Origin of the sequence: Luteibacter aegosomaticola, from assembly GCF_023078475.1 — a bacterium.
GTDB classification, from domain to species: Bacteria; Pseudomonadota; Gammaproteobacteria; order Xanthomonadales; family Rhodanobacteraceae; genus Luteibacter; species Luteibacter aegosomaticola.
The window spans coordinates 1,428,470-1,449,220 of record NZ_CP095741.1 but is presented as its reverse complement, the minus strand read 5'-3'; the positions used below and the strand labels follow the sequence as shown (position 1 = coordinate 1,449,220).

At 66.7% G+C, this 20,751-nt stretch carries 21 protein-coding genes; 10 read left to right on the top strand and 11 right to left on the bottom strand.

Annotation, left to right across the window (positions count from 1 at the left end):
- Positions 1 to 42: 42 nt before the first annotated feature.
- From L2Y96_RS06455 to purT, 5 genes are all read right to left on the bottom strand, one after another.
- Positions 43 to 555: a tetratricopeptide repeat protein gene (locus tag L2Y96_RS06455; RefSeq protein WP_247334214.1), complete on the bottom strand. Its 513-nt coding sequence runs from the start codon at positions 553 to 555 to the stop codon at positions 43 to 45.
- A gap of 2 nt (positions 556 to 557) precedes the next feature.
- Complete coding sequence (gene mrcB / locus L2Y96_RS06450) at positions 558 to 2,894, bottom strand: penicillin-binding protein 1B (RefSeq protein WP_247334212.1); 2,337 nt, start codon at positions 2,892 to 2,894, stop codon at positions 558 to 560.
- Between the two features lie 88 nt (positions 2,895 to 2,982).
- Positions 2,983 to 3,816 carry an NAD-dependent epimerase/dehydratase family protein gene (locus L2Y96_RS06445; RefSeq protein WP_247334210.1) on the bottom strand — a complete coding sequence of 278 codons (834 nt, stop codon included), beginning with the start codon at positions 3,814 to 3,816 and terminating at the stop codon, positions 2,983 to 2,985.
- Positions 3,817 to 3,822: 6 nt separating this feature from the next.
- Entirely contained in the window at positions 3,823 to 5,532 is a 1,710-nt protein-coding gene (locus L2Y96_RS06440; RefSeq protein WP_247334208.1) for a hypothetical protein, read from the bottom strand.
- Between the two features lie 65 nt (positions 5,533 to 5,597).
- A complete protein-coding gene (gene purT / locus L2Y96_RS06435) occupies positions 5,598 to 6,779 on the bottom strand; it encodes a formate-dependent phosphoribosylglycinamide formyltransferase (RefSeq protein ID WP_247334206.1) in 1,182 nt (393 codons plus the stop codon).
- A 125-nt stretch (positions 6,780 to 6,904) separates the two neighbouring features.
- On the opposite strand from purT, the gene L2Y96_RS06430 reads away from it, so the two are divergent.
- From L2Y96_RS06430 to L2Y96_RS06420, 3 genes are read left to right on the top strand one after another with little or no spacing between them, the layout of a single operon-like run.
- Positions 6,905 to 8,410, top strand: coding sequence for a transglutaminase-like domain-containing protein (locus tag L2Y96_RS06430; protein WP_247334204.1), 1,506 nt, complete (start codon positions 6,905 to 6,907; stop codon positions 8,408 to 8,410).
- Between the two features lie 54 nt (positions 8,411 to 8,464).
- On the top strand, positions 8,465 to 9,334 hold the full coding sequence (locus tag L2Y96_RS06425; protein WP_247334203.1) for an SPFH domain-containing protein: 870 nt from the start codon (positions 8,465 to 8,467) through the stop codon (positions 9,332 to 9,334).
- Positions 9,335 to 9,337: 3 nt separating this feature from the next.
- Complete coding sequence (locus L2Y96_RS06420; RefSeq protein WP_247334202.1) at positions 9,338 to 9,526, top strand: type II toxin-antitoxin system antitoxin; 189 nt, start codon at positions 9,338 to 9,340, stop codon at positions 9,524 to 9,526.
- Between the two features lie 212 nt (positions 9,527 to 9,738).
- On the opposite strand, the gene L2Y96_RS06415 is transcribed toward L2Y96_RS06420, so the two are convergent.
- The gene (locus tag L2Y96_RS06415; protein ID WP_247334200.1) at positions 9,739 to 10,116 is read right to left on the bottom strand and encodes a DUF423 domain-containing protein; all 378 of its coding nucleotides are present in this window, start codon (positions 10,114 to 10,116) and stop codon (positions 9,739 to 9,741) included.
- Positions 10,117 to 10,198: 82 nt separating this feature from the next.
- Between L2Y96_RS06415 and L2Y96_RS06410 the strand changes: the two genes are divergently transcribed.
- Both L2Y96_RS06410 and L2Y96_RS06405 read left to right on the top strand, forming a co-directional pair.
- On the top strand, positions 10,199 to 10,810 hold the full coding sequence (locus L2Y96_RS06410; RefSeq protein ID WP_247334198.1) for an SCO family protein: 612 nt from the start codon (positions 10,199 to 10,201) through the stop codon (positions 10,808 to 10,810).
- A 3-nt stretch (positions 10,811 to 10,813) separates the two neighbouring features.
- Positions 10,814 to 11,254: a copper chaperone PCu(A)C gene (locus tag L2Y96_RS06405; RefSeq protein WP_247334196.1), complete on the top strand. Its 441-nt coding sequence runs from the start codon at positions 10,814 to 10,816 to the stop codon at positions 11,252 to 11,254.
- Positions 11,255 to 11,429: 175 nt separating this feature from the next.
- On the opposite strand, the gene L2Y96_RS06400 is transcribed toward L2Y96_RS06405, so the two are convergent.
- From L2Y96_RS06400 to L2Y96_RS06390, 3 genes are read right to left on the bottom strand one after another with little or no spacing between them, the layout of a single operon-like run.
- On the bottom strand, positions 11,430 to 11,699 hold the full coding sequence (locus L2Y96_RS06400) for an acylphosphatase (RefSeq protein WP_247334195.1): 270 nt from the start codon (positions 11,697 to 11,699) through the stop codon (positions 11,430 to 11,432).
- Between the two features lies 1 nt (position 11,700).
- Complete coding sequence (locus L2Y96_RS06395) at positions 11,701 to 12,165, bottom strand: TlpA family protein disulfide reductase (RefSeq protein ID WP_425492559.1); 465 nt, start codon at positions 12,163 to 12,165, stop codon at positions 11,701 to 11,703.
- The gene (locus L2Y96_RS06390) at positions 12,162 to 13,424 is read right to left on the bottom strand and encodes a YihY family inner membrane protein (RefSeq protein ID WP_247334193.1); all 1,263 of its coding nucleotides are present in this window, start codon (positions 13,422 to 13,424) and stop codon (positions 12,162 to 12,164) included. Before L2Y96_RS06390 ends, L2Y96_RS06395 begins: the two co-directional genes overlap by 4 nt.
- A gap of 81 nt (positions 13,425 to 13,505) precedes the next feature.
- On the opposite strand from L2Y96_RS06390, the gene wrbA reads away from it, so the two are divergent.
- The 4 genes from wrbA (at position 13,506) to L2Y96_RS06370 (ending at position 16,721) form a co-directional block, all read left to right on the top strand.
- Positions 13,506 to 14,108, top strand: coding sequence for an NAD(P)H:quinone oxidoreductase (gene wrbA / locus L2Y96_RS06385; RefSeq protein WP_247334190.1), 603 nt, complete (start codon positions 13,506 to 13,508; stop codon positions 14,106 to 14,108).
- A complete protein-coding gene (locus L2Y96_RS06380; protein WP_247334188.1) occupies positions 14,105 to 14,440 on the top strand; it encodes a DUF2069 domain-containing protein in 336 nt (111 codons plus the stop codon). Before wrbA ends, L2Y96_RS06380 begins: the two co-directional genes overlap by 4 nt.
- An 89-nt stretch (positions 14,441 to 14,529) precedes the next feature.
- Complete coding sequence (locus L2Y96_RS06375) at positions 14,530 to 16,179, top strand: acyl-CoA dehydrogenase family protein (protein WP_247334186.1); 1,650 nt, start codon at positions 14,530 to 14,532, stop codon at positions 16,177 to 16,179.
- Positions 16,180 to 16,235: 56 nt separating this feature from the next.
- The gene (locus L2Y96_RS06370; RefSeq protein WP_247334184.1) at positions 16,236 to 16,721 is read left to right on the top strand and encodes an asparaginase domain-containing protein; all 486 of its coding nucleotides are present in this window, start codon (positions 16,236 to 16,238) and stop codon (positions 16,719 to 16,721) included.
- An 8-nt stretch (positions 16,722 to 16,729) separates the two neighbouring features.
- Here L2Y96_RS06370 and L2Y96_RS06365 read toward each other — a convergent pair whose 3' ends face one another.
- Positions 16,730 to 18,061, bottom strand: a complete 1,332-nt coding sequence (locus L2Y96_RS06365) for a S8 family peptidase (RefSeq protein WP_247334183.1) — start codon at positions 18,059 to 18,061, stop codon at positions 16,730 to 16,732.
- A 172-nt stretch (positions 18,062 to 18,233) separates the two neighbouring features.
- Positions 18,234 to 20,075, bottom strand: coding sequence for a M4 family metallopeptidase (locus L2Y96_RS06360; protein WP_247334172.1), 1,842 nt, complete (start codon positions 20,073 to 20,075; stop codon positions 18,234 to 18,236).
- Positions 20,076 to 20,304: 229 nt separating this feature from the next.
- Between L2Y96_RS06360 and L2Y96_RS06355 the strand changes: the two genes are divergently transcribed.
- A complete protein-coding gene (locus L2Y96_RS06355; RefSeq protein WP_247334160.1) occupies positions 20,305 to 20,745 on the top strand; it encodes a DUF4279 domain-containing protein in 441 nt (146 codons plus the stop codon).
- Positions 20,746 to 20,751 lie beyond the last annotated feature (6 nt).

Here is a 20,751-nt window from a genome sequence, read left to right as displayed (position 1 = left end):
GTTGCGGGAGCGCGCTCGCGCGCTCCCGCAAAACCGGGTCGCTTAGAAGCGGTTCGGGCCCGCGATGTGGCACTTGCCGAGTTCAGTGCGCGCCGCCATGGCGCCCGGCTGGTCACCCGCCTGCATGCGCATTTCATAGACGGTCTGCTGGTTGCGGGCGCAGAGGCTGCCCGACTTCGGGCCCATCTCGAACGACTGCTTCGCCAGCTTCTCGGCTGCGGCGTAATCCTGCTTGCGCACGGCGATCTCCGCGCGGTCCTGGATGAGCTCCGGCGCTTCCGGCGCCAGCTTCAACGCCGAAACCAGCTTCGCATCGGCGTCATCGTACTTGCCTGCGCGTTCGTCGGCCTGGGCGGCCTGCTCCAGGCCCTTCACGCCCGGGTCGCGTAACGGCGCCACTTCGATCGCAGACTTCTCACGCTCACCCGCGGCGCGGATCTGCGCCACGATGTCGTAGGTGGGGGCGGAGGGACGCGTGGCCTGCGGCGGGGCGGGCTGGCTGCAGGCAGCGACAAGGGCGGCGGCGGTAAGGGCGCAATAACGAAGACGAAGCATGGTCAATCCGTAGGATTACTGGGGACGGGCGGCTGGGCCGGAGGCTGGCTGTTGTCGCCGCCGCCGAACATACCCTTGAATTGCTGCCAGAAACAGCCCTGCTCTTCTTCCGGCACGTAGCCGTCGATGAACGGGAACTGCCGCGCGCCTTCGCAGGTCGGCTCCGTGCGCTTGCCGGTCTGGGTGTTCACCCAGGTCATGTCGAGGCCCTCTCCCGGCTGTGCCGCCAGCGGTTGCGTAGGCAGCTTGCGGAACAGTTCCTGCCAGACGCGCATGCTGCCGGTCGCACCATAGAGGCCGGTGGGCTTGTTGTCGTCACGACCCATCCAGACCACGGCGAGGTGTTCGCCCGTGAAGCCGGCGAACCAGCTATCGCGCTGGCTATCGCTGGTACCGGTCTTGCCGGCCGCATGCAGTGAGCCCAGGCTGGAATTACCGATAGCCGCGGCCGTGCCGCTGTTCACCACCTGCTGCATGGCCCAGCGGATCAGACGCGTCGGCGCCTGGTACTCGCCCTCGCCCGGCTTCACGTCGTAGCGCTTGATCGCCTGCCCCTTGTTATCCATGACGCCACGCACGGAGACGAGCGGCAACGCATGGCCATCGGCGGCGATGTATTCGTACATCTGGGCCACCTGCAACGGCGAGAGATCGACCGCGCCCAGCAGCAACGACGGGCTCGGGTTCACATCCTGCAGGCCAAACGATTCAAGGAAACCCTTGATCCGCGGCAGGCCCACCTGCAAGCCAAGGTTCACCGTGGCGAGGTTCCACGAATGCACCAGCGCGTCGAGCATCGGCACCTGGCCATGGATTTCGTGGTCGTCGTTCTGCGGCGTCCACATGCTGCCATCCGGCTGGCGCATGTTGATCGGCTCATCCTGCAGCGTCGAGGCCAGCGACCACTTCGACGGCTGCGAAAGCGCTACGAGGTATACGAACGGCTTCACCAGCGAGCCGATGGAACGCCGCGCATCGAGTGCACGGTTGAAACCCTGCTCGCCCGGCTCCCGTGAACCCACCACGGCGAGTACGCTGCCATCGGTGGTATCGGTGACCACGGCCGCGGCCTGCGATGCGGCGCCGCGCTTGCCCAGCGCCTTGGTCGTCGTAAGGATCGCCTGCTCCGTGTAGAGCTGCGCGGCCGGGTCCAGCGTCGTGAAGATGCTGAGGCTGCCGTTGCGCAGGGCATCCTCATCGAAATCAGCCTGGACCTGCGAGCGCACGAGCTGCATGAAGGCGGGGAAGCGGTTGTGCGGCAACTGCGCGTTATCCGCGATACCCAGCGGCGTGGCCTGGACCGCCTTCGTCGCAGCGTCATCGAGCAACCCGGTCTGGTTGAACTGCTGCAGCACCAGGTTACGACGCTGCAACGCGCGATCGGGGTAGCGCCGCGGGTCGTAGTAGCTCGGGCCCTTCACCAGGCCGATCAGCAACGCGATCTCCTGCGGGCGCAGCTCTTCCATGCGTCGGCCGAAGAAGAACTCGGCGCCAGCGGCAAAACCATGCACGGCCTGGTTGCCCTGCTGGCCGAGGAATACCTCGTTGACGTACGCCTCCAGGATCCGGTGCTTCGAGTAATGCGCCTCCATCAGCAGCGAGAGCAAGGCCTCGTTGACCTTGCGCAGGTAGTTCTGGCTGCGGTCGAGGAACAGGTTGCGCACCAGCTGCTGGGTGAGCGTGGAGCCACCCTGCACGGTATGGCCCGCGCGCAGGTTCGCGAACATGGCGCGTGCGATCGCGGAGAAGTCGAGGCCGATATGGTGGTTGAAATCGCGGTCCTCGACGGCCTGCAAACCTTGCACGAGTAGCGGCGGAACGTTCTCGAGGCGCACGATGCGGCGCTCTTCCTGCTCCGCGCCGTAGAAGGTCGCGATGCGCGCGGGGTCCAGGTGGATCGCCTTGATCGGCTTGCCGCTCGCATCGTCCACCACCGAGGCCACCTGCCCGTTGGCGAGCGAGACGCGCAGGCGATGCGCAAGCTCACCGCCATCCGGGCCTGCATAGCCGCGCGAGTTGATGATGAAACGCGTGCCATTCTTCGAATAGCTGCCCTGGACCTTGCCGGCGCCATCCGCGGTATAGCCCGCGAAGGTCAGTTCGAGTTCCAGCGCGGCGGGGCTCATGGCCCGGCCCGGTTCCAGAAGCAACGGGCGTGCGTAGACGCGCGTGGGCACGGCGAAGACCAGATCGTTGAAACGATCCTGCAGGCGCGCGTTGAGGATAAGCGTGTACGGCAGCAGGAACCCGAACAGCAGGCCCATGACGAGCCAGAACGGGATGCGCAGCCACGGCCAGCTGGCGCGCAGTAGGGAACCTAGACGATGCAGGAATGCCAACGCGGGGGGATCCTGGATAAGGGGATGTCACCGGATGATAGGGGCATGATCCCGGCGGACATCTGAACGAAAACGGGCAACGGGATGGCTAGTGCCCACCGCGCCATGTGGAAGGGTCCGGGTGGAACGGCCGGGGATGGATGTCGAGAACCGACTCCAGGTCGGCATTGTCGGCGATCAGGTCGCTATCGAACCGGTCGAGCGACCCGCGGAGCGCCGGTCGAAACTGCGCGGCCAGCTGGAGTACGAACCGCGGTACGGGGGCAGGCAATGTCGCCACACCTACGCTGCGGCGGACCCGGCGGAACATCTCCGCCACCGTGAGACGCTCGCCACCGCCGATGGAGAACGTCTTGCCCCGGCCGCGCGCGGTCCCGAGCGCCGCCACGAACGCGGCGGCCACGTCATCGGCATGCACCGGTTGCCGCGCGCCGCGCCCGGCCGGCAAGGGAAACACATGGCGCCGGGCCGCCTGCCGGACGATCGGCGTCAGACTGTGATCCATCCCGGCACCGTAGACCAGGGTGGGACGGAACAGCGTCCACGGCATGCCGCGCGAGGCGCAGGTCGCGATGAGCCGGGTCTCGGCATCACGCAGGCGCTGCGATAGTTCGCGCTCATGCGGCACGTCGGATTCGCGCTTGGATTCCGCGCTCATCGATGAGGTCGCGATGATATGCGGCGTCCCTTCGAGCCGGGTATTCGTAAGCCACGTCGCGAACTGATCCAGCGGACCGGAGGAAAGGATGGCACTGACTGCGGGCACACGCGGCATTCCGGCGGGTAACTGGCCGCATAGCCAGTGGGGATCGCCGGCGGGAGGCCGCCGGCTCAATCCGATCCATTCGCAGCCGGCGGCATCGAGGCGCGGGAGCAGGAAATGCCCGACCTGGCTGCTGGCGCCGATGACCAGGACCGTCATGCGTCGTCAGTGCCCCGTCGCGATCCGCTCATACGTACTCTGCAGCCGCGGATCGTCGGGCGCGTAACGGCGCGCGCGGTCAAGCGACTGGAAAGCACCCTGGCGATCGCCCTGGGCGGCACGTTGCACGGCATTGTCGATCCACGCGCTGCCCAGCTTGTGGCGCAAATCGCCCTGCGCGGCATCACCAGGCGCCAAATCGGAAAGCGTGGCGTAGAGGTCTTCCGCGCGCCGGACGTTGCCATTGGCGACGGCCTGCTGCATGAGCGTCTCGACCTGGCCAGGCAAGCCCTGGAGGCCTGCGCGTGCGGTGGGGTCGTTACCGTCGATGGATAGCGCGTTGCGGTAGAGGTCGTACGCGCTCTCACCCGGCGGATCCATGATGTTGCCCTGGGCCGCCGCCTGCTGGGCGCGGCGCACGAGCGCGGTCACACGGGTTTTCTGCTCGGGGCTGACCGCCATCGACGCCTGGGCCGGCGTGTCATCGCCTGCGACGGGCAACGGCGCGTTGCGTCCTGCCGTCGCTGCGCCCTTGCTGCCGCCACCGGCGATACGGGCACGGGCGGCGGCGAGTTCGGCCGATTTCGGCGCGAGCTTGGCGGCCTGGTCGAGCAAGCGGTTGGCCTGGTCATCGTCTTCGCTATCGATAGCGGCGTTGGCCTGCACGATGAGCGCCTGCGCGACCTGGCCCAGGCCAGCCTTTGCATCGGCATTATCCGGATCGGCGGCGAGCGCGGCGCGGAAACGCGCCAGCGCGTTGTCGTCGCCGTCGCCCGTGAAGCGGCCAGCACGCATGGCGTCATTGCCCTGCTGGACGAGCGTGGCGACCGCCTGGTCATCCTGCTTGCGGTTCTCGGCGAGCGCGGCTCGCAGGGACGGCAAGTCACCGTAGCCCGGTACCAGGATGGCGATACGGTCGACGATCGCGTTTGCCTTCGCACGATCGTTATCGGCGATGGCCTGGCGCGCCTGCGCCGCGAGGCCGTCGCCCACCTTGTCGAGCCCACGCGCCGCGACCGCGTTGTTGCGGTCGGCATCGAGGACACGGCGGTAGAGAGGGCCGGCGCCATCATCGCCATCGAGCTTGCCGGCGGCGAATGCCTGCTGGGCCCGGTCGACGAGCGATTCGGTCTGTTGTTGCGGATTGCGCGCCTGCGACAGACGCTGCGCGAGCTGCTCCACATCGTTGCCACCACCGAGTAACTCGCGGGCGACATTGAGGGCGGCCTCGGCTTCGTCCAGGCGGCCCGCGGTAAGTGCGGCATCCGCCCGGCTCACTTCGGCCTGGCCCACCCGGCGCAACCCGTCACGCGCCTGGTCGCTATCCGGTTGCTGGTCGCGGGCTTTCTCGAAGAGTTCACGGGCGCTATCGCCCTGCGTGCCGTCGAGCTTGCCAGCGTCGAGGGCTGCGTTGGCCTGGGCCAGGGTGTCGTTGAGCTCGGTGCTGGGCACCAGGTTGCGCAGGCGATCCTGCTGCAGGTACAGCGCCGTGGCGACGCCGATCAGCGCCAGCACCAGCACGGGAATAAGCCAGCCGCGCTTGCGCGGGCGCTGTGGCCCACGCGAACGTGGCGGCGGTACGGCCCCGCCACGCCGGGGTTCGTCGATGACGATATGCGGCAAGCCGTCGTCAGCCGGCGGTGCCGGCTTGTCGAGGTCATCCAGGCGACCGAGCGTGGGCTCGGTACGTTCGTGGGGGTCGCGGCGTCCGCTCATGGCCAGCCATCATCCATAGGAGCGGGCCAGCTTAGCATTCGGGCGTGAACGGACGTTGTAGACCGTTAAAGCTCCACGCGGATGCGGCTGGCGGCCCGCTTCGCTTTTTCCAGCGCTTCGTCCACCGTGGCCGCGCGCGCCAGCGTCACCGCCATGCGCCGGCGGCCACGCACCTCGGGCTTGCCGAAGATCCGCAACATCGTGCCGGTCTCCACCAGCGCGTCCGCGATACCGTGGTACGTGGGCGCGTGGCCCTCGCCCTCCACCAGCACCGCACACGACGCGGCCGGGGCAAACAGGTGGATCTCCGGCACGGGGAGGCCAAGGATCGCGCGCGCGTGCAACGCGAACTCGGAAAGATCCTGCGAAATCAGGGTCACCAGGCCGGTGTCGTGCGGGCGCGGGCTGACTTCGGAGAAGATCACTTCATCGCCCCGCACGAAGAACTCCACGCCGAAGACGCCCCAGCCACCCAGCGCGGCGGTAATGGCATCGGCCTGCTTCTCCGCGGAAAGGCGTGCCGCGTCGCTCATCGGCTGCGGCTGCCACGATTCGCGGTAATCACCGTCTTCCTGGCGGTGGCCGATCGGCGCGCAGAACGAGACGCCATCGCGGTGGCGCACGGTGAGCAGGGTGATCTCGTAATCGAAATCGATGAAGCCTTCGACGATGACCCGGCCCTTGCCGGCACGGCCACCGGATTGCGCGTAATCCCACGCCTCGCCGGCATCGGCCGGCGTACGAACCACGCTCTGCCCCTTGCCCGACGAGCTCATCACCGGCTTGACGACGCACGGCGTACCGAGCGCAGCGATCGCTTCATCGAAGGCTTCGCGCGTATCGCAGAAGCGGTAAGGCGAGGTCGGCAGGCCGAGTTCTTCGGCCGCGAGGCGGCGAATGCCTTCGCGATCCATCGTAAGCCACGCGGCCTTCGCGGTCGGAATGACCTTCAGGCCCTCCTGCTCCATCGCAATGAGGGTCGGCGTGTGGATGGCCTCGATCTCGGGCACCACCAGGTTCGGCTTTTCTTCTTCGATCAGCGCGCGTAGCGCGGCGCCGTCGAGCATGTCGATCACGTGGCTGCGATGGGCGACCTGCATGGCGGGTGCGTTCGCGTAGCGATCGACGGCCACCACTTCGACCGCGAAACGCTGCAGCTCGATCGCCACCTCTTTGCCCAGCTCGCCAGAGCCGAGCAGGAGCACCTTCAGGGCGGTGTGGGTACGGGGGGTGCCGAAGGTATGCATGGGCGGTCGGGTCCTGTCTGGAAAAGCCCCATTCTACCGGGCCCGCCCCCCTACGAATGGGGGACTTGACTCGGGCGATGAACGTGGTGTGATGCAGGTGTCCCCGACAATCCGGAAGTACGCCCATGAGACGCTCACATGCTGTTCTCGCCGTACTGCTGTGCCTGGCCCCGGCGTGCGCGCTGGCCTCGGAAACCTGGATGACCGTCATGCTGGACGGCAGAAAGGTGGGCAAACTGAAAATCGACCGCGAGGCGGGCCCGGACAAGGTCACCACCTCGCAGGTGCTCGATTTCCGCCTCACCCGGATCAAGACCCCGCTGGCCATGCGCACCGAACTGCGCTCGGTGGAGTCCACCGGCGGCGATCCCCTCGCCTTCTATGCCAAATCGTCCATGTCCGCGCAGGAAAACCTGGTCCAGGGCGAGGTCCGCGACGATGGCGCCTTCCAGGTCGCCAACACCGTCGGCGGCGAGTCGCGGGTGAACCTGCTGATCTGGCCCACGGGCGCCGCGCTGGTCGAAGGCCAGCGGATCAACATGGTCCGCAAGGGGTTCCGCCCGGGTACCACCTACCAGACCCGCAACTTCGACCCGGCGAAGCAGCAGGTCGCCACCGTGGACGTCACGGTGGTCGGCGACGAGGTCGTGGATCTCCCCCTGGGCCAGGAGACCCTGCACCACCTGCACGAAACCCTGGCCGGCTCGAAGAATTCGCAGTACGTGGATGTCTGGGTCAACGACCACGGCGATGTCCGCCGCGGCATCGCGCCCCTGCTCGGCTTCCGCATGGAAATGGCGGCCTGCGATGCGGCCTGCGCGAATGCTCCCGACCAGGACGTCGATCTGCTGCGCGCGGCCATGGTCGAAGCGCCGCGGCCCATGGCCAACCTGCGCCCCGCGCCCGTGCGGTACCTGATCAGTGTCCGCGGCAACCTGCCGAACCCGTTCATCGAGACCGACGAACAGCAGGTCCATCCGATGGGCGACAACCTTTACCAGGTGGATGTCGGCTTCGCCGTGCCGCATAGCGACGAGCCCGGCCCCACGGCGGAAGATCTGGCACCTAATCCGTGGGTCCAGTCGGATTCGCCCGATGTCATCGCCATGGCCAAACGCATCGTCGGCGACGCCAACAGCGATATCCAGCGCATGCGCCGTTTGCGTTCCTACCTGTCCGATTACATCAATGAAAAAGGCCTCGACGTGGGTTACGCCTCCGCCCTGGAGACGATCAGGAACCGGCGCGGGGACTGCACCGAACATGCGGTGCTGCTGACCGCCCTCGCCCGTTCGCTCGGCATCCCGACGCGCGTCGTCACGGGCATCGTCTACGCCGACCGTTATGGCGGCGCCATGCGCGTCTTTGTCCCCCACGCCTGGACCCAGGCCTGGCTGGGTAACCGCTGGGTGAGCTTCGATTCCGCGGAACGCCGTTATGACTCCACGCACATCGCGCTCGGCACCGGCAGCGGCGATCCCTGGCGGTTCTTCCGCTCGATGAACGTCCTGAGCAGCATCCGGATCGAGCGGGCCACACCGGCCTCCTCCCTGATGGATATGCCCGCGGCGAGCGGCGATGGCGGCGTGATGGGTGGCACGGGCGGCAAGGGCGCGGCGGGGGCGAATTGAAAAACTGATATCATTTAGATATCATTCGCCCCACATCCCCAGGGGCCCATCGCCATGAACGAACGTCCTGCCGCGTCATTGCCCGGCATTCCGTCGCTTGTTGTCCTGTTCCTGATCGGCCTCGCCGCCGTCGCCTTCATCCTGAAAGGTGCCGACATGCGCGGGGCGCCGCTCATGCCCTTCGGCGGGGCGATCGTGCTGGGTGCCCTCGCCTTCCTTGCCAAGGGCTTTTTCCAGGTCCAGCCCAACCAGGGCCAGGTGATGCAGCTGTTCGGCCAGTACGCGGGCACCGAGCGCCGCGAGGGCCTGCGCTGGACCAACCCGTTCTACACGCGGCGCCCGGTGAGCCTGCGCGTACGCAACTTCGAAAGCAGCAAGCTCAAGGTGAACGATAGCGATGGCAACCCCATCGAGATCGCCGCGATCGTCGTCTGGCAGGTCGTGGATACCGCCGAGGCCGTGTTCTGCGTCAACGACTACGAGAACTTCGTGCAGATCCAGAGCGAATCGGCGCTGCGCCAGATGGCGCAGAGCTACGCCTACGATACCCACGATGATGGCCGCCCTTCCCTGCGCAGCCACGGCGATGAAGTGAACAACCACCTCGGCCGCGAAATCGAAGCACGCTTGCAGAAGGCCGGCGTGCAGGTGGTTGAAGCCCGCATCAGCCACCTCGCTTACGCGCAGGAGATCGCCCAGGCCATGTTGCAGCGCCAGCAGGCCAGCGCCATCGTCGCCGCACGCAATCGCATCGTCGAAGGTGCCGTGGGCATGGTCGCCATGGCGCTGGAACAGCTGCGCGCCCAGGGCGTCGTTGAGCTGGACGAAGAGCGCAAGGCTGCGATGGTCTCCAACCTGCTGGTCGTGCTCTGCGGCGATCGCTCCACACAGCCGGTGGTGAACACTGGCTCGCTGTACAGCTGACGCGTGGCGGCGGAAAAAAAAGCCTACCCGCTGCGCATCAGCGCGGCCGTCCTCGACGCCATGCAAAAGTGGTCCGAGGACGAGCTGCGCTCGGTGAACGCGCAGATCGAATACGTGCTGCGCGATGCCCTACGCCGCAGCGGCCGCATGAAACCCGGCAAACTCGATCCGATGGAAGACCCCGAAGCCTGACCCCGTAGGAGCCCACCCTGTGGGCGACATCTTTCGCCTCAACGCAGGAGCCCACCCTGTGGGCGACATCTTTCGCCTCAACGCAGGAACCCACCCTGTGGGCGACAATCTTCGCCTCAACGTAGGAGCCCACCCTGTGGGCGACGCCGTTCGCGACACCGCAACAGGGCCTGTTGGGATGAGGCGAAAGATGTCGCCCACAGGGTGGGCTCCTACACGATTTTTCTCAGGGACATCGCGGCGGCGATCCAGCCGGCGATGAACGCCACGCCCCCGATCGGCGTGATCGCGCCGAACCAGCGCGGCGCGCCCAGGGCCAGCGCATACAGGCTGCCCGAAAACACGACGATGCCAATGCCGAACAGCGCCAGCGCCACGTGGCGTGCACGGCCCGCCGGTAAGCCCAACACACCCGCGAACAACGCCAGCGCATGCCAGAAGTGGTACTCGACGCCCGTGTGCCAGATGGCGAGGGCGGCATCGTCAACCTTGCCGCGGAAAGCATGCGCACCGAAGGCGCCAAAAGCCACGGCACTGGCTCCGGCGAGGCCAACGAGGAAAGCCGTGGAGGTACTGACAGGTTGTCGCATGCGGGTCGTTCCCATGGTGTGGCCCTGCCGTGCATACAGCCCTGTGGCGTATGCTTCGGCGGATCGATCCCCGGAGTGTCGCATGAAGCCGTCCCCGTGCCGCCGGGCCTTCCTGGCCCTGCTAGCCCTCGCCGCCCTGCTCCCGCTGGCTGCCTGCCAGCGCGAACCGCAGCCGGACTGGCGGCTCAACGATGTCACCGGGCACCTGCCCGACCTGGATTTCCGCCTGACCGACGACAACGGCAAAGCGGTGACCGGCGCGGATTTCCGCGGCAAGGTGGCAATCATGTATTTCGGCTACACGCATTGCCCCGATGTGTGTCCGCTTACCCTGACGCAATTGCACGTGGTGCTCGACCGGCTGGGCGCACCGGCGGACAAGGTGCGCATCCTGTTCGTCAGCGTCGATCCCGCCCGCGATACGCCGGCCATCATGCATGCCTACGTGAACGCGTTCGACAAGCGTGCCGTAGGCCTGGTCGGTTCACAGGCCGATGTGGAAGCGCTGGCCAAGCGCTACCGCTCCGCCTTCACCCGCGAACCCGACCGCGCGGATGGCAACTACGAAGTGAGCCATAGCTCCGCCATCTACCTGTTCGACGCCAACGGCAAGGCCCGCTTGCTGGCCACGCCGTCCGCGTCGCAGGACGATATCGTCCACGACCTGCACCTGCTCACCGCGCTGGAGCCCTGAACCGTGAAGACGCTTTTTGTTGCCCTCACCACCCTTCTCGCGGCGGGCGCCGTGCACGCCACGGACTCCACGAGCGTCAAAGCCAGCGGCGCGTGGATCCGCGTACTCCCCGGCAGCCTGCCGGCGGGCGGCTATGTCACGCTCGAAAACACCTCGGCCACGGGCATCGCCGTGACAGGTGCGAAAAGCGCCGATTACGGCGACGCCATGATCCACAAGAGCAGCACCGAGACCGGCATGGGCCGCATGGAGATGGTGGACAAGGTTCCTTTGCCGGCGAACGGCAAGGTCGCGTTCGCACCCGGCGGTTACCACGTGATGCTGATGCAGCCGAAGCACCCGGTGAACCCGGGCGACAAGGTGGTGGTGACCTTTACGCTCTCGGACGGCAGCACGCTGCCGGTGACGTTCGAGGCGAAGCCCGCCAACGCCACGGGCCCGTAACGCCCGACGGGGACGACATTCCCGACGGGGTCGACACTCCTGACGGGTCGACATTCCCGATCGGGCCGACATTCCCGTAGGAGCCCACCCTGTGGGCGACGCCGTTCGCGAAAGAGCAACAGGACCTGTAGCGTGTTCGCGAAAGATGTCGCCCACAGGGTGGGCTCCTACCGTGCTATTTCGTCAGGAATCCGGAGGGCGCGTCGTGCGCACCGATGTCCTCGCGGAACAACTCCTGCACGTCCGCCGTTTCGGGCCCGTCGTGCAGCCACACTTCCAGCTGATCGATCGCCGCGGCGTCACCGTAGACCACCACCTCGACGCTACCGTCGATCAGGTTACGGGCATGCCCCGTCAGCTTCAGCTTCACGGCCTGCTCGCGGGCCGAGGCACGGAAGAACACGCCCTGCACCTTGCCTCTCACGATGAATCGCGCGGCGTTCATCTTATTTCCCCTTGGCGATAGCCTCATTGAGTTTCGCGGCATCGACCGGGCCGACGAAGCGCTTGGCCACGTGGCCGTCCGGTGCGATCAGGTAGGTGGTGGGCAAGCCCTTCGGGCTATCAAAGTCTTTCGGCGGTGCCATCACGTCGACCTGGGCGATGGGGTACACCACCGGGTGCTTGGCCACGAACGCCTGGATGTCCTTCGCGTCGGAATCCTCGAACGCCAGGCCGATGGCGGCGACGTCCTTGCGCGACTGCACGAAGGCCGAGATGTCAGGCATTTCCTTGATGCAAGGCACGCACCAGGTAGCCCAGTAATTGACGATGACCCACTTGCCACGCTGCGCGGCAAGGTCGAACGGCTTGCCATCGAGCGTCTTCACCTTCAGCTCGGGCGTGGTGGTGGAGGCCATGGCGGGCACGGCGAAGGCAAGCGCCAGGGCGGCGAAAAGGCGGGAAATCATGCGGCATCCTCGTTGGGGACGTTAGGAGGAGGGAACAACTGATCGAGCCGGGCACCCAGCGTGGCATCCAGCGCCACGGCGAGCTGGTCGAGCAGCACCAGCAGGCTGGCCGGCAGGCGGATGCCCAGCCGTTCCACCTGCTCGCGTGGGTGCAGCGGAAGGCGGTAATGGGTGCAACGGTATACGCGCAGCAGTTCGGTGGCGTCGAGGCTGCGGCTCAGCATCCAGCCGCCGGATTCACAGCGCTGGATCATGTCGGCCTTCTGCAGGTCCTCGAAATAACACGCGATGGCATGGCTGGGCAGGTAGGGCGCGCTAAGCCTCACCGTGGCGGGATCCACGTTTTCGCCCGTGCGCTGGGCGTCCACGAAGTGCTGCAACACCACCAGCAGGCCAATGAATTCGGCGCCTTCCGGCAGCACATCGTGCGGGCGCATGTATTCGAAGGCGGAGATGGATGCCGCGATGGATGCGCCCAGGATCACGATGATCCACGAGAGGTAGATCCACAGCAGGAAGATCGGTATGGCGGCGAGCGCTCCGTATATCTCTTCGTACGTGGGGGCATGGCGGATGAATTCGGTGAAGCCCCAGCGTGCGATTTCAAACAGCACCGCGCCGAGCAGCGCGCCGATCGCCGCGTGACGCCATGACACGCGGCGGTTCGGCACCATGGTGTACATGAGCACCAGGGTAATGAACGTGATGACGAAGGGCAGCAGGTTGAGCAAACCACCTTGCGTCGCGATCTGGTCGGCCGCGGCGTGCAGCATGGGCAACGCGGTGAGATACGACGACGCGACGAGGCCGCCCACCACCAGGATGGGCCCGAGCGTGAGCGCGGCCCAATAGAGCAACAGGCGTGAACCCCAGCCGCGCGGCTTGCGCACGCGCCAGATCCGGTTGAGCCGGTCCTCGATGCTCACCATCATCGACACGGCGCTGAACAGCATCACCAGGATGGATATACCGGTGAGCTGGCTGGCCTTATCGGCAAAGGCGAGCATGTATTCCTGGATCTTCATGCCGGTGGCGGGCACGAAGTTCTGGAACGCGTAGTTGGCCAGGCTGCCCCGCCATTCGGCGAACACGGGGAACGCGGAGAGGATCGCGAACACGGCCACGGTGAGCGGCACCAGAGACACCAGCGTGGTGTACGAGAGGGCGCCAGCCGTCTCGAAGCACTTGTCGTCGACGAAGCGCAGCCAGGTGAAGCGGGTGAAGCTCAGGGCGCGGTCGCGATCGAAGCGCAGCGGCATGGGCATCCTTCGTTGGTCCCGGAGCATTGGGAACGTCCTCGTAGTTCTGCGAGACTAGCGTCTTCCAACAGGCGCCCGTCCATGTCTCACGACATCCTCGTACTCTACTACAGCCGTTACGGCCACACGGCCCAGCTCGCCCGCCTCGTTGCCCGCGGTATCGAGGAAGTGCCGGGCATGCGCGCCCGCCTGCGCCAGGTGCCGCCGGTGGCACCCGTCACCGAAACGGCGATGCCGCCCGAGCCCGAGGAGGGCGCGCCCTACGTCACCCGCGAAGACCTCGTCGAATGCGTGGGCCTGGTCATGGGCAGCCCCACGCGCTTCGGCAACATGGCCGCGCCGCTGAAGTACTTCCTCGATACGACGGGTGCCGAGTGGGCCTCGGGTGCGCTTGCCGGGAAGCCAGCGGCGATGTTCACCTCGACCAGCACGATGCATGGCGGGCAGGAGACCACGCTGATGTCCATGGCGCTGCCCCTGCTGCACCATGGCATGTTGATCGTGGGTATCCCGTACACCGAGCCGCTTCTCTCGACCACCGTCTCCGGCGGTACGCCGTATGGCGCCAGCCATGTGGCGGGGCATCGCGGCGATAACCCCATCACCGCGGATGAACGTGAACTGGCCCGCGCGCTGGGCAAGCGCCTGGCCGATGTGGCCCGCCGGCTGGGCACGCCTGCATGACGGCTGGCGCCACGCGTCTCCAGCAAGCCGGCCTTGCCGCGTGGGCGGCACTGCTCGGTGTACAACTGCTCTGGTACACGGTGTATCCACCCGTTTCGATCCCCGTGTGGGTCGCGTTGCTGCTGACCGTGCCGCCGCTGCTGCTTCCGCTGCTGGCCTTACGCAACATCACGCGTGCCCTGCTCTGGGTGGGAATCCTTGCGCTGTTCTACTTCTGCCATGGTGTGTCCGAGGCGTGGAGTTCCACGGGTGATCGGTGGCTGGCGTTTATCGAGATCGCGCTTTGTTTGTTGTTGATCGGTACGCTGGGCGCTGGCGTCCGACGCAGGTAGGCTGATCGGCCACGCATGTTGCGGAGCGTATCGACGTACGCCGCCGCACGGTGCACCCTTACGGGGTCTGCCAATGGAGAGGTGCCACGATGGGTTTCCTGCAGGACGCGCCGCGGCTGGCGCACCCGTTCCGTGATGATCGTGTTCTGGATGCCTGGCTAGGGCACGTGCTGCCGGTGGACCGGCTGGCCGCCTGCGCGCCCGACCTCGACGCGCTCGGCGACTACGCCATCGACGCGTACGAGCGGCGCCAGCGCACCCCTCGCACCGAGCCCGTCCTCACCCAATGGGATGCCTGGGGCGCCCGCGTCGACCGGATCGCGCTTACGCCCGCGTGGGAAGAAGGCCCGCTGATGACGACCCGCCACGCCGTGCTGGCATCGGGGCATGGCGAATCACCCTGGTCTCGCGTCGAGGAATTCGCACGTGTGTACCTGTACCACCCAGCGAGCGAGTTCTACTGCTGCCCGCTGGCGATGACCGACGGAGCCGCTACGGCCTTGAAGGCCTCCGGCAACCAGGCGCTGATTGACCGCGCCCTGCCGCACTTCCTCAGCAACAACGCCTCTGATTTCTGGCTTTCCGGCCAGTGGATGACGGAAACCCCGGGTGGCTCCGATGTGGGCCGCACCGAAACCGTGGCACGCCAGGATGCCAGTGGTCAGTGGCGCCTGCATGGCCGCAAGTGGTTCAGTTCAGCAGTGGTGGGCGAAGCCGCACTGGCCCTGGCGCGCCCGGAAGGTGCGGGCACGGGCACCTCGGCGCTCGCCTTGTTCTATGTGGAAACGAAGGATGCCGAGGGTGCGTGGCAAGGCATCACCGTCGACCGCCTGAAGAAGAAGCTCGGCACGCACGAGCTGCCGACGGCGGAAATCCATCTCGATGGCCTGCCCGCCACGCCGGTAGGTGGGCTCGACCACGGCGTGCGCCAGGTCGCGCCCATGCTCAACGTGACACGCACGTGGAACGCCGTGTGCGCGGTGGCGAGCATGGCCCGCGCGGTGGCGCTCGCCCGTGATTACGCCACGCGGCGCAGCGCGTTCGGTGCCCGCCTGATCGACCAGCCTTTGCATGCGCGCACCCTCGCCGACATGCAGGCGACGTTCGAGGGCGCCTTCTCGCTGGCCTTCTACGTAGCCGAACTCCTTGGACGCACGGAGCGCGGCCTGGGTGCGGCGAATGAACCCGCCCTGCTCCGCCTGCTCACGCCGCTCGCCAAGTTGTGGACTGCCAAGGCGTCCATCAGCGTGGTATCCGAGGCGCTCGAATGTTTCGGTGGCGCCGGCTACATCGAAGACACCGGCCTGCCCCAGTTGCTGCGGGATACGCAGGTGTACGCGATATGGGAAGGCACGACCAATGTGCTCTCGCTCGATATGCTGCGTGCGCTGGGTAGCAGCGGCGTCGAGCCGATCCGCGCTGCCGTGCTGGAACTGCTGCCGCGCGACAGCGCCGACCGTACGGCTATCCTGGCGACGCTGGACAGTACGGAGGCGCTCCTTGGCGACGTCGTCGGCGATCGCGCCTCGCTGGAGGCATCGGCCCGCGGCATCGCCTTCACGCTGGCGCGCTGCATGGCCGCCGCCCTGCTGGCCCGCTCTGCCCAATGGGGCGAGGCCGATGGCGACCGCCGCCCGGGCGCGGCCTGCCGCCGGTTCATCGCCCAGGGGCTGGACCGCCTTGCGCTGCCCGCCAACGACGACGACATCCTCCTTGCGACGGGCACGGCCGCCACGTGATGCCCGCCAAGGCGGTAGAATGGTCGTCCGCTTCGTCCACGTTTCCAGGCCAGTCCATGCAGCATCTCACCATCGTCACCACCGGCGGCACCATCGATAAGGTCTACTTCGACGACAAGTCGGATTACCAGATCGGCTCGCCGCAGATCGGCGACATCCTGACCCAGCTGGGCGTCGCGTTCCGTTTCGACGTGATCCCCATCCTGCGCAAGGACAGCCTGCACGTGACGGACGAGGATCGCGCCCTCATGCGCAGCACGATCGAAGCGCAGCCGCACCGGCACGTGCTGATGACCCACGGCACCGACACCATGGTCGAGACCGCGGCAAAGCTCGAAGGCATTCCGGGCAAGGTCATCGTGCTCACCGGTGCGCTGAACCCGGCCCGCTTCCAGGGCTCCGATGCGGTGTTCAACATCGGCTGCGCCGTGGGCGCGGTGCAGACCCTGGAAGATGGCGTCTACATCGCCATGAACGGCCGCGTGTGGGATCCGAAGAAGGTCCGCAAGAACCGCGACGCCAATCGCTTCGAAGCGGTCTGATACCGCTCCTACAACAGCGGTGATCGTTCTGCGATGACGGCGTCCAGGGTGGCGCCGGCATCCAGCAGGCCAGCGCCACAGCCTTTCGGGCACCGTGCGGGTCGGGCGCTATCGACCAGATGGCGCGTGATGTCATCGACGCCAAGCGTCGGATCCGCCGAGCGCATCAGCGCCACGACGCCGCTCACATGCGGCGCGGCCATCGACGTGCCGGCCAGGTAGCCGAAGACGCTGCGCCATGCCACCCGCGCGCCCTGGTCCACGGCTGAGAGAATGTCGTCAGCGCGCACGCCGCGCAGCGAACCGCCTGGCGCCGCGAGCGTGACGGCGGCACCGTGGTTGGCGTACCACGCATGCCGGCCAAACCGGTCGAGCGCTGCAACGTTGATGACGCCTGGGCAATTGCCTGGCGCCATGCTGGCGGCGGCGACACCCTCGTTCCCGGCCGCCACGACCACCGCTACACCCCGCGCACGTGCCTGCGCCACCGCGTCGCCCATCGCGTCCCCGCACGCGCCCTCCACGCCGAGGCTCAGGTTGATGACATCAGCGCGCCGCGCCACCGGCGGCACGCCCGGCACCTCGCCGCCCGACGCCCACGCGATCGCATCGATGACATCGGAGAGATATCCCCCGCAATGCGCCAGCACGCGCACCGGGAGAAGCTTCGCCTCCGGCGCCACGCCGGCGATGCCAAGGCGATTACCACGACGTGCCGCGGCAATCGCCATTACATGCGTGCCGTGCCATGACGACCGCGAACCCGTGCGGCGGCCGCAATCGCCGGGCTCTTCCCAGTCGCCTTCGTCCTTCGGATCGGGGTCTCGCCCGTCGCCATCGCGCGCACGGGCGGCATCAGCCACGAAGTCGTAGCCGGGGAGAAGTTGTCCGCCCAGTTCGGGATGCGCCGTGGCGCCCGTGTCCAGCACGGCGATGACGGCACCTTCGCCGCGTGTGTACTTCCACGCCACTTCGGCATCGATACCCGACATCGGGTCGTGCAGCGACCACTGCCGCGGATAGAGCGGATCGGCCAGCGCGGCGGGCCGCACGATGCGGTCCTCCTCCACGCTGATGACGCCCGGGAGCCGCACGAAATGCGCTGGATTGCCATCGTCCACATCGAACAGCTGCGCACCGCCCGCGAGCGTAGCGATGTGCCGTGGCTGGCCGGGGTCTGTCGCGCGCTTGCGCCGTGTCGTGGATTCAGGAGAAGGCTGGGGAGCGATTGCCGCGTTCGCCGATGCCTGGTCGGCAAAGCGAACGATGAACCGCGTGGCAGCGAAGGCCGGTGAGACGGCGAACAGCGTGAGGCAGATTAAAGCGTAATGACGGACCATGCGTGGTTCCTCCTTGAGTGGAGGGATCACGCTATGCGATGCGCCAACGGCGACCTATCAGCGGCCGCCGCGCCAATACGTAGGAAAAAACTGTAGGAGCGTGCTTGCACGCGATGGGAGGTATCGCACCCTCCATCGCGCGCAAGCGCGCTCCTACAAAAGCCACGGAGGCTTACGGGGTCCAGGTGGCCTTGAGCGACACACCCGAGAACGACGAATAGCCACGCACCTTCACGTAGTACGTGCCGGCCTGCGTCGTCGCGAACGAGCACGATTCGGCATTACCGGTCTTGTACGGACGGCAGTTGTAGCTCGACGTGGTCGGCGCGGAACCGAACTTCACGTACAGGTCGGCATCACCCGTACCGCCACTGGTGGCGATGACCAGGTTCTTCGCACCCGCGGCTACCGTGACGGTGTAGCTGAGTTCCTGGCTGGCGCTACCCGAGAGGCCGGTCTTCGCCGTGCCGTTCTCAAGCGACGTGCCGCCCGAACCACCGCCACCGCCCGTGGAGCAGGTGACGCCCACGCCCGAGAACGCGGCCGCGACGTCCGTGGCGGAGTAGCCCAGGTCAGTCGCCGCGCTGGCCACGCCGCACGAACCGCTGTTGAATGTGGAAGTCGCGGTCCAGTACACGGCATTGGCGCGGGCGAAGGCCTTGAACGCCTTGACCGTATCCCAGCCGCTCGTCTTGGCGAGCAGGCAGAACGCTTTGTTGTACACGCCCGAGGAGTAATGCACATCGAGGCCGCTGGTGTAGTCCGAAGCGTTTCCGATCGAACCACCGTCCTGCGGCGGGTTGCACATATAGCGTAGCGCGGTGCCGATGCCGGCACTGCTCTTCACGATATCGGCGCCGACGAGGAAGTCGTTGGTGCCGCGGTCGTAGTACTCGGCCGCTTCACCCGCGATATCGGAATAGGCTTCGTTCATACCGCCCGACTGGCCGTCGTACTCCAGGTTGGAGTGCTGCTCGGTGTAGCCGTGGCTGATTTCGTGCGAGGTCACGTCCAGCGCCACCAGCGGATAGAACGTGCTGGCACCGTCGCCGAAGGTCATCGAGCTGCCATCCCAGAAGGCGTTTTCGTAGCTCGAGCCGTAGTGCACCTTCATCACGAGCACCTGGTTCAGCGGCGGCGCACCCGTGTACGAGTTGTACATGTCATGCACCACGCCACCGAAGTGGTGGGCGTCGTTGATCGGGCCAAAACCGCCGTTCACCGCATCACCCGAAGAGGTGGGACAGGTGAAGCTCCACAGCGTGCCCGTACCGGACGTCGCCTTCTTCATGTTGTACGTCTTCACGTTGCTGTTCTGCATCGTGCAGGTGGTACCGGACTGCGTGACATTGAGCGCCGGCAGGCCATTGGCGCCCCAGGTGTACTGGCCGGTCTTGCCATTGCCGCCGGGGCCGGTGGCGTCGGCATAGGTCAGGCCTTCCCACTGCTTGATCACTTCGCCGGTGTTGGCATCGACGATCGCCGTCGGGCGGGTCGGATGGTCGCCGCCGCTGAAGAACGAGGTGAGGTACACGAGGCGGGCCGGTGCGCCGTCGCCCGGGTAGACATAGAGGTCGGCCTTGGCGTTCTCGGGCTTGATCGCCGCGGCACGCAAGGTGGTCGACTGGCGGGTCAGCACGGCGAGCGCCGCGGCCTGGTCCAGCTTCGGGGTGACCGAGGCGAGATCCACCTGCAGGTCGGACGATACGACGCCATTGGCGACGAGGGCGTTGCCCTGGGCATCCTGCTCCACGGCGATGCTGCGGCCGTAGACCGGCACGCCCTTGAAGGTCTGCTGCATGCGTACCGTCTGGGTGCCCTTGACGGTCGGCAAGGCATTCTTTGCGACAAACGCGTTATCGGCGGTAAGGCCGAGTTTCGTGGCCAGCTGGCTGGCCGGCGCGGCGCCCAGGTTCTGCGCGCGCAGGGCCTGTTCGGTGGCGGCCGTGGCGGCCGAGGTGGCGGCGATGCCGACGCAGGTAGCCAGGAGTTTCAAGCGAACATGATGTGCCATTAACGTTCCTCCTCCGGGAATGGGCAACACGAAGCCCTTGCGGCCGTGGTGGACCACATTCCGAACGATGATGATTTCGCGCCGCAGCGCGAATGCCCGTGTGACTTCCCGTCCCCCCAGACCGGAAGTCCTTGTCAACGTATCGCAAGTTTTCGCGGTCGACTACCTAGGGGTTTCCCTAGGTCGTGAAAAAACGCGATGCTATGCACGAAACGAAGGGGAACCCACCATGGCCAGCAGCATGCTCGATATCGATGCCGACCTCGCCCTGCGCACGCCGCTGGTCAGCGCTTCGTTCCGGCTCACCTCGGAACGGCACGTGCTCGACCACCTGGTGCGGGAATTCAACATCGAAGGCGGCCAGTGCTGGCAGAAGGGTGATGCCGACGAGGATGACGGCATGGCCCGGCGCGCGTACGGCTGGAGCGTGGCCCTGCCCCCGCAGCGCACCTACTCGGTGGATACGGCTATCAATGCCTTGCTGCTACGGCTGGCGCCGGAGCGTGATGCCATCATCCAGCTGATCCGCCTGATGGAGCTGGATGCGCATGTGTGCCTTGAGGTGAAGGTCGCCCCGGGCAACCTGCCGGTGCTGCACGCCGCACCGGCGACGATCGCGGCGATGGCCGCGTATCACGCGGCCTGCAGCGTGGACTTGCGCGAGCTCTGAGCCCGG

Coding starts and splice junctions, on each gene's coding strand:
- L2Y96_RS06430 (WP_247334204.1), top strand. CDS start 6,905: ATGAGACGCTCACATGCTGTTCTCGCCGTACTGCTGTGCCTGGCCCCG.
- L2Y96_RS06355 (WP_247334160.1), top strand. CDS start 20,305: ATGGCCAGCAGCATGCTCGATATCGATGCCGACCTCGCCCTGCGCACG.
- L2Y96_RS06415 (WP_247334200.1), bottom strand. CDS start 10,116: ATGCGACAACCTGTCAGTACCTCCACGGCTTTCCTCGTTGGCCTCGCC.
- L2Y96_RS06360 (WP_247334172.1), bottom strand. CDS start 20,075: ATGGCACATCATGTTCGCTTGAAACTCCTGGCTACCTGCGTCGGCATC.
- purT (WP_247334206.1), bottom strand. CDS start 6,779: ATGCATACCTTCGGCACCCCCCGTACCCACACCGCCCTGAAGGTGCTC.
- L2Y96_RS06370 (WP_247334184.1), top strand. CDS start 16,236: ATGCAGCATCTCACCATCGTCACCACCGGCGGCACCATCGATAAGGTC.
- L2Y96_RS06390 (WP_247334193.1), bottom strand. CDS start 13,424: ATGCCGCTGCGCTTCGATCGCGACCGCGCCCTGAGCTTCACCCGCTTC.
- L2Y96_RS06365 (WP_247334183.1), bottom strand. CDS start 18,061: ATGGTCCGTCATTACGCTTTAATCTGCCTCACGCTGTTCGCCGTCTCA.
- L2Y96_RS06440 (WP_247334208.1), bottom strand. CDS start 5,532: ATGAGCGGACGCCGCGACCCCCACGAACGTACCGAGCCCACGCTCGGT.
- L2Y96_RS06445 (WP_247334210.1), bottom strand. CDS start 3,816: ATGACGGTCCTGGTCATCGGCGCCAGCAGCCAGGTCGGGCATTTCCTG.
- L2Y96_RS06400 (WP_247334195.1), bottom strand. CDS start 11,699: ATGAACGCCGCGCGATTCATCGTGAGAGGCAAGGTGCAGGGCGTGTTC.
- L2Y96_RS06410 (WP_247334198.1), top strand. CDS start 10,199: ATGAAGCCGTCCCCGTGCCGCCGGGCCTTCCTGGCCCTGCTAGCCCTC.
- L2Y96_RS06395 (WP_425492559.1), bottom strand. CDS start 12,165: ATGATTTCCCGCCTTTTCGCCGCCCTGGCGCTTGCCTTCGCCGTGCCC.
- wrbA (WP_247334190.1), top strand. CDS start 13,506: ATGTCTCACGACATCCTCGTACTCTACTACAGCCGTTACGGCCACACG.
- L2Y96_RS06455 (WP_247334214.1), bottom strand. CDS start 555: ATGCTTCGTCTTCGTTATTGCGCCCTTACCGCCGCCGCCCTTGTCGCT.
- L2Y96_RS06425 (WP_247334203.1), top strand. CDS start 8,465: ATGAACGAACGTCCTGCCGCGTCATTGCCCGGCATTCCGTCGCTTGTT.
- L2Y96_RS06375 (WP_247334186.1), top strand. CDS start 14,530: ATGGGTTTCCTGCAGGACGCGCCGCGGCTGGCGCACCCGTTCCGTGAT.
- L2Y96_RS06380 (WP_247334188.1), top strand. CDS start 14,105: ATGACGGCTGGCGCCACGCGTCTCCAGCAAGCCGGCCTTGCCGCGTGG.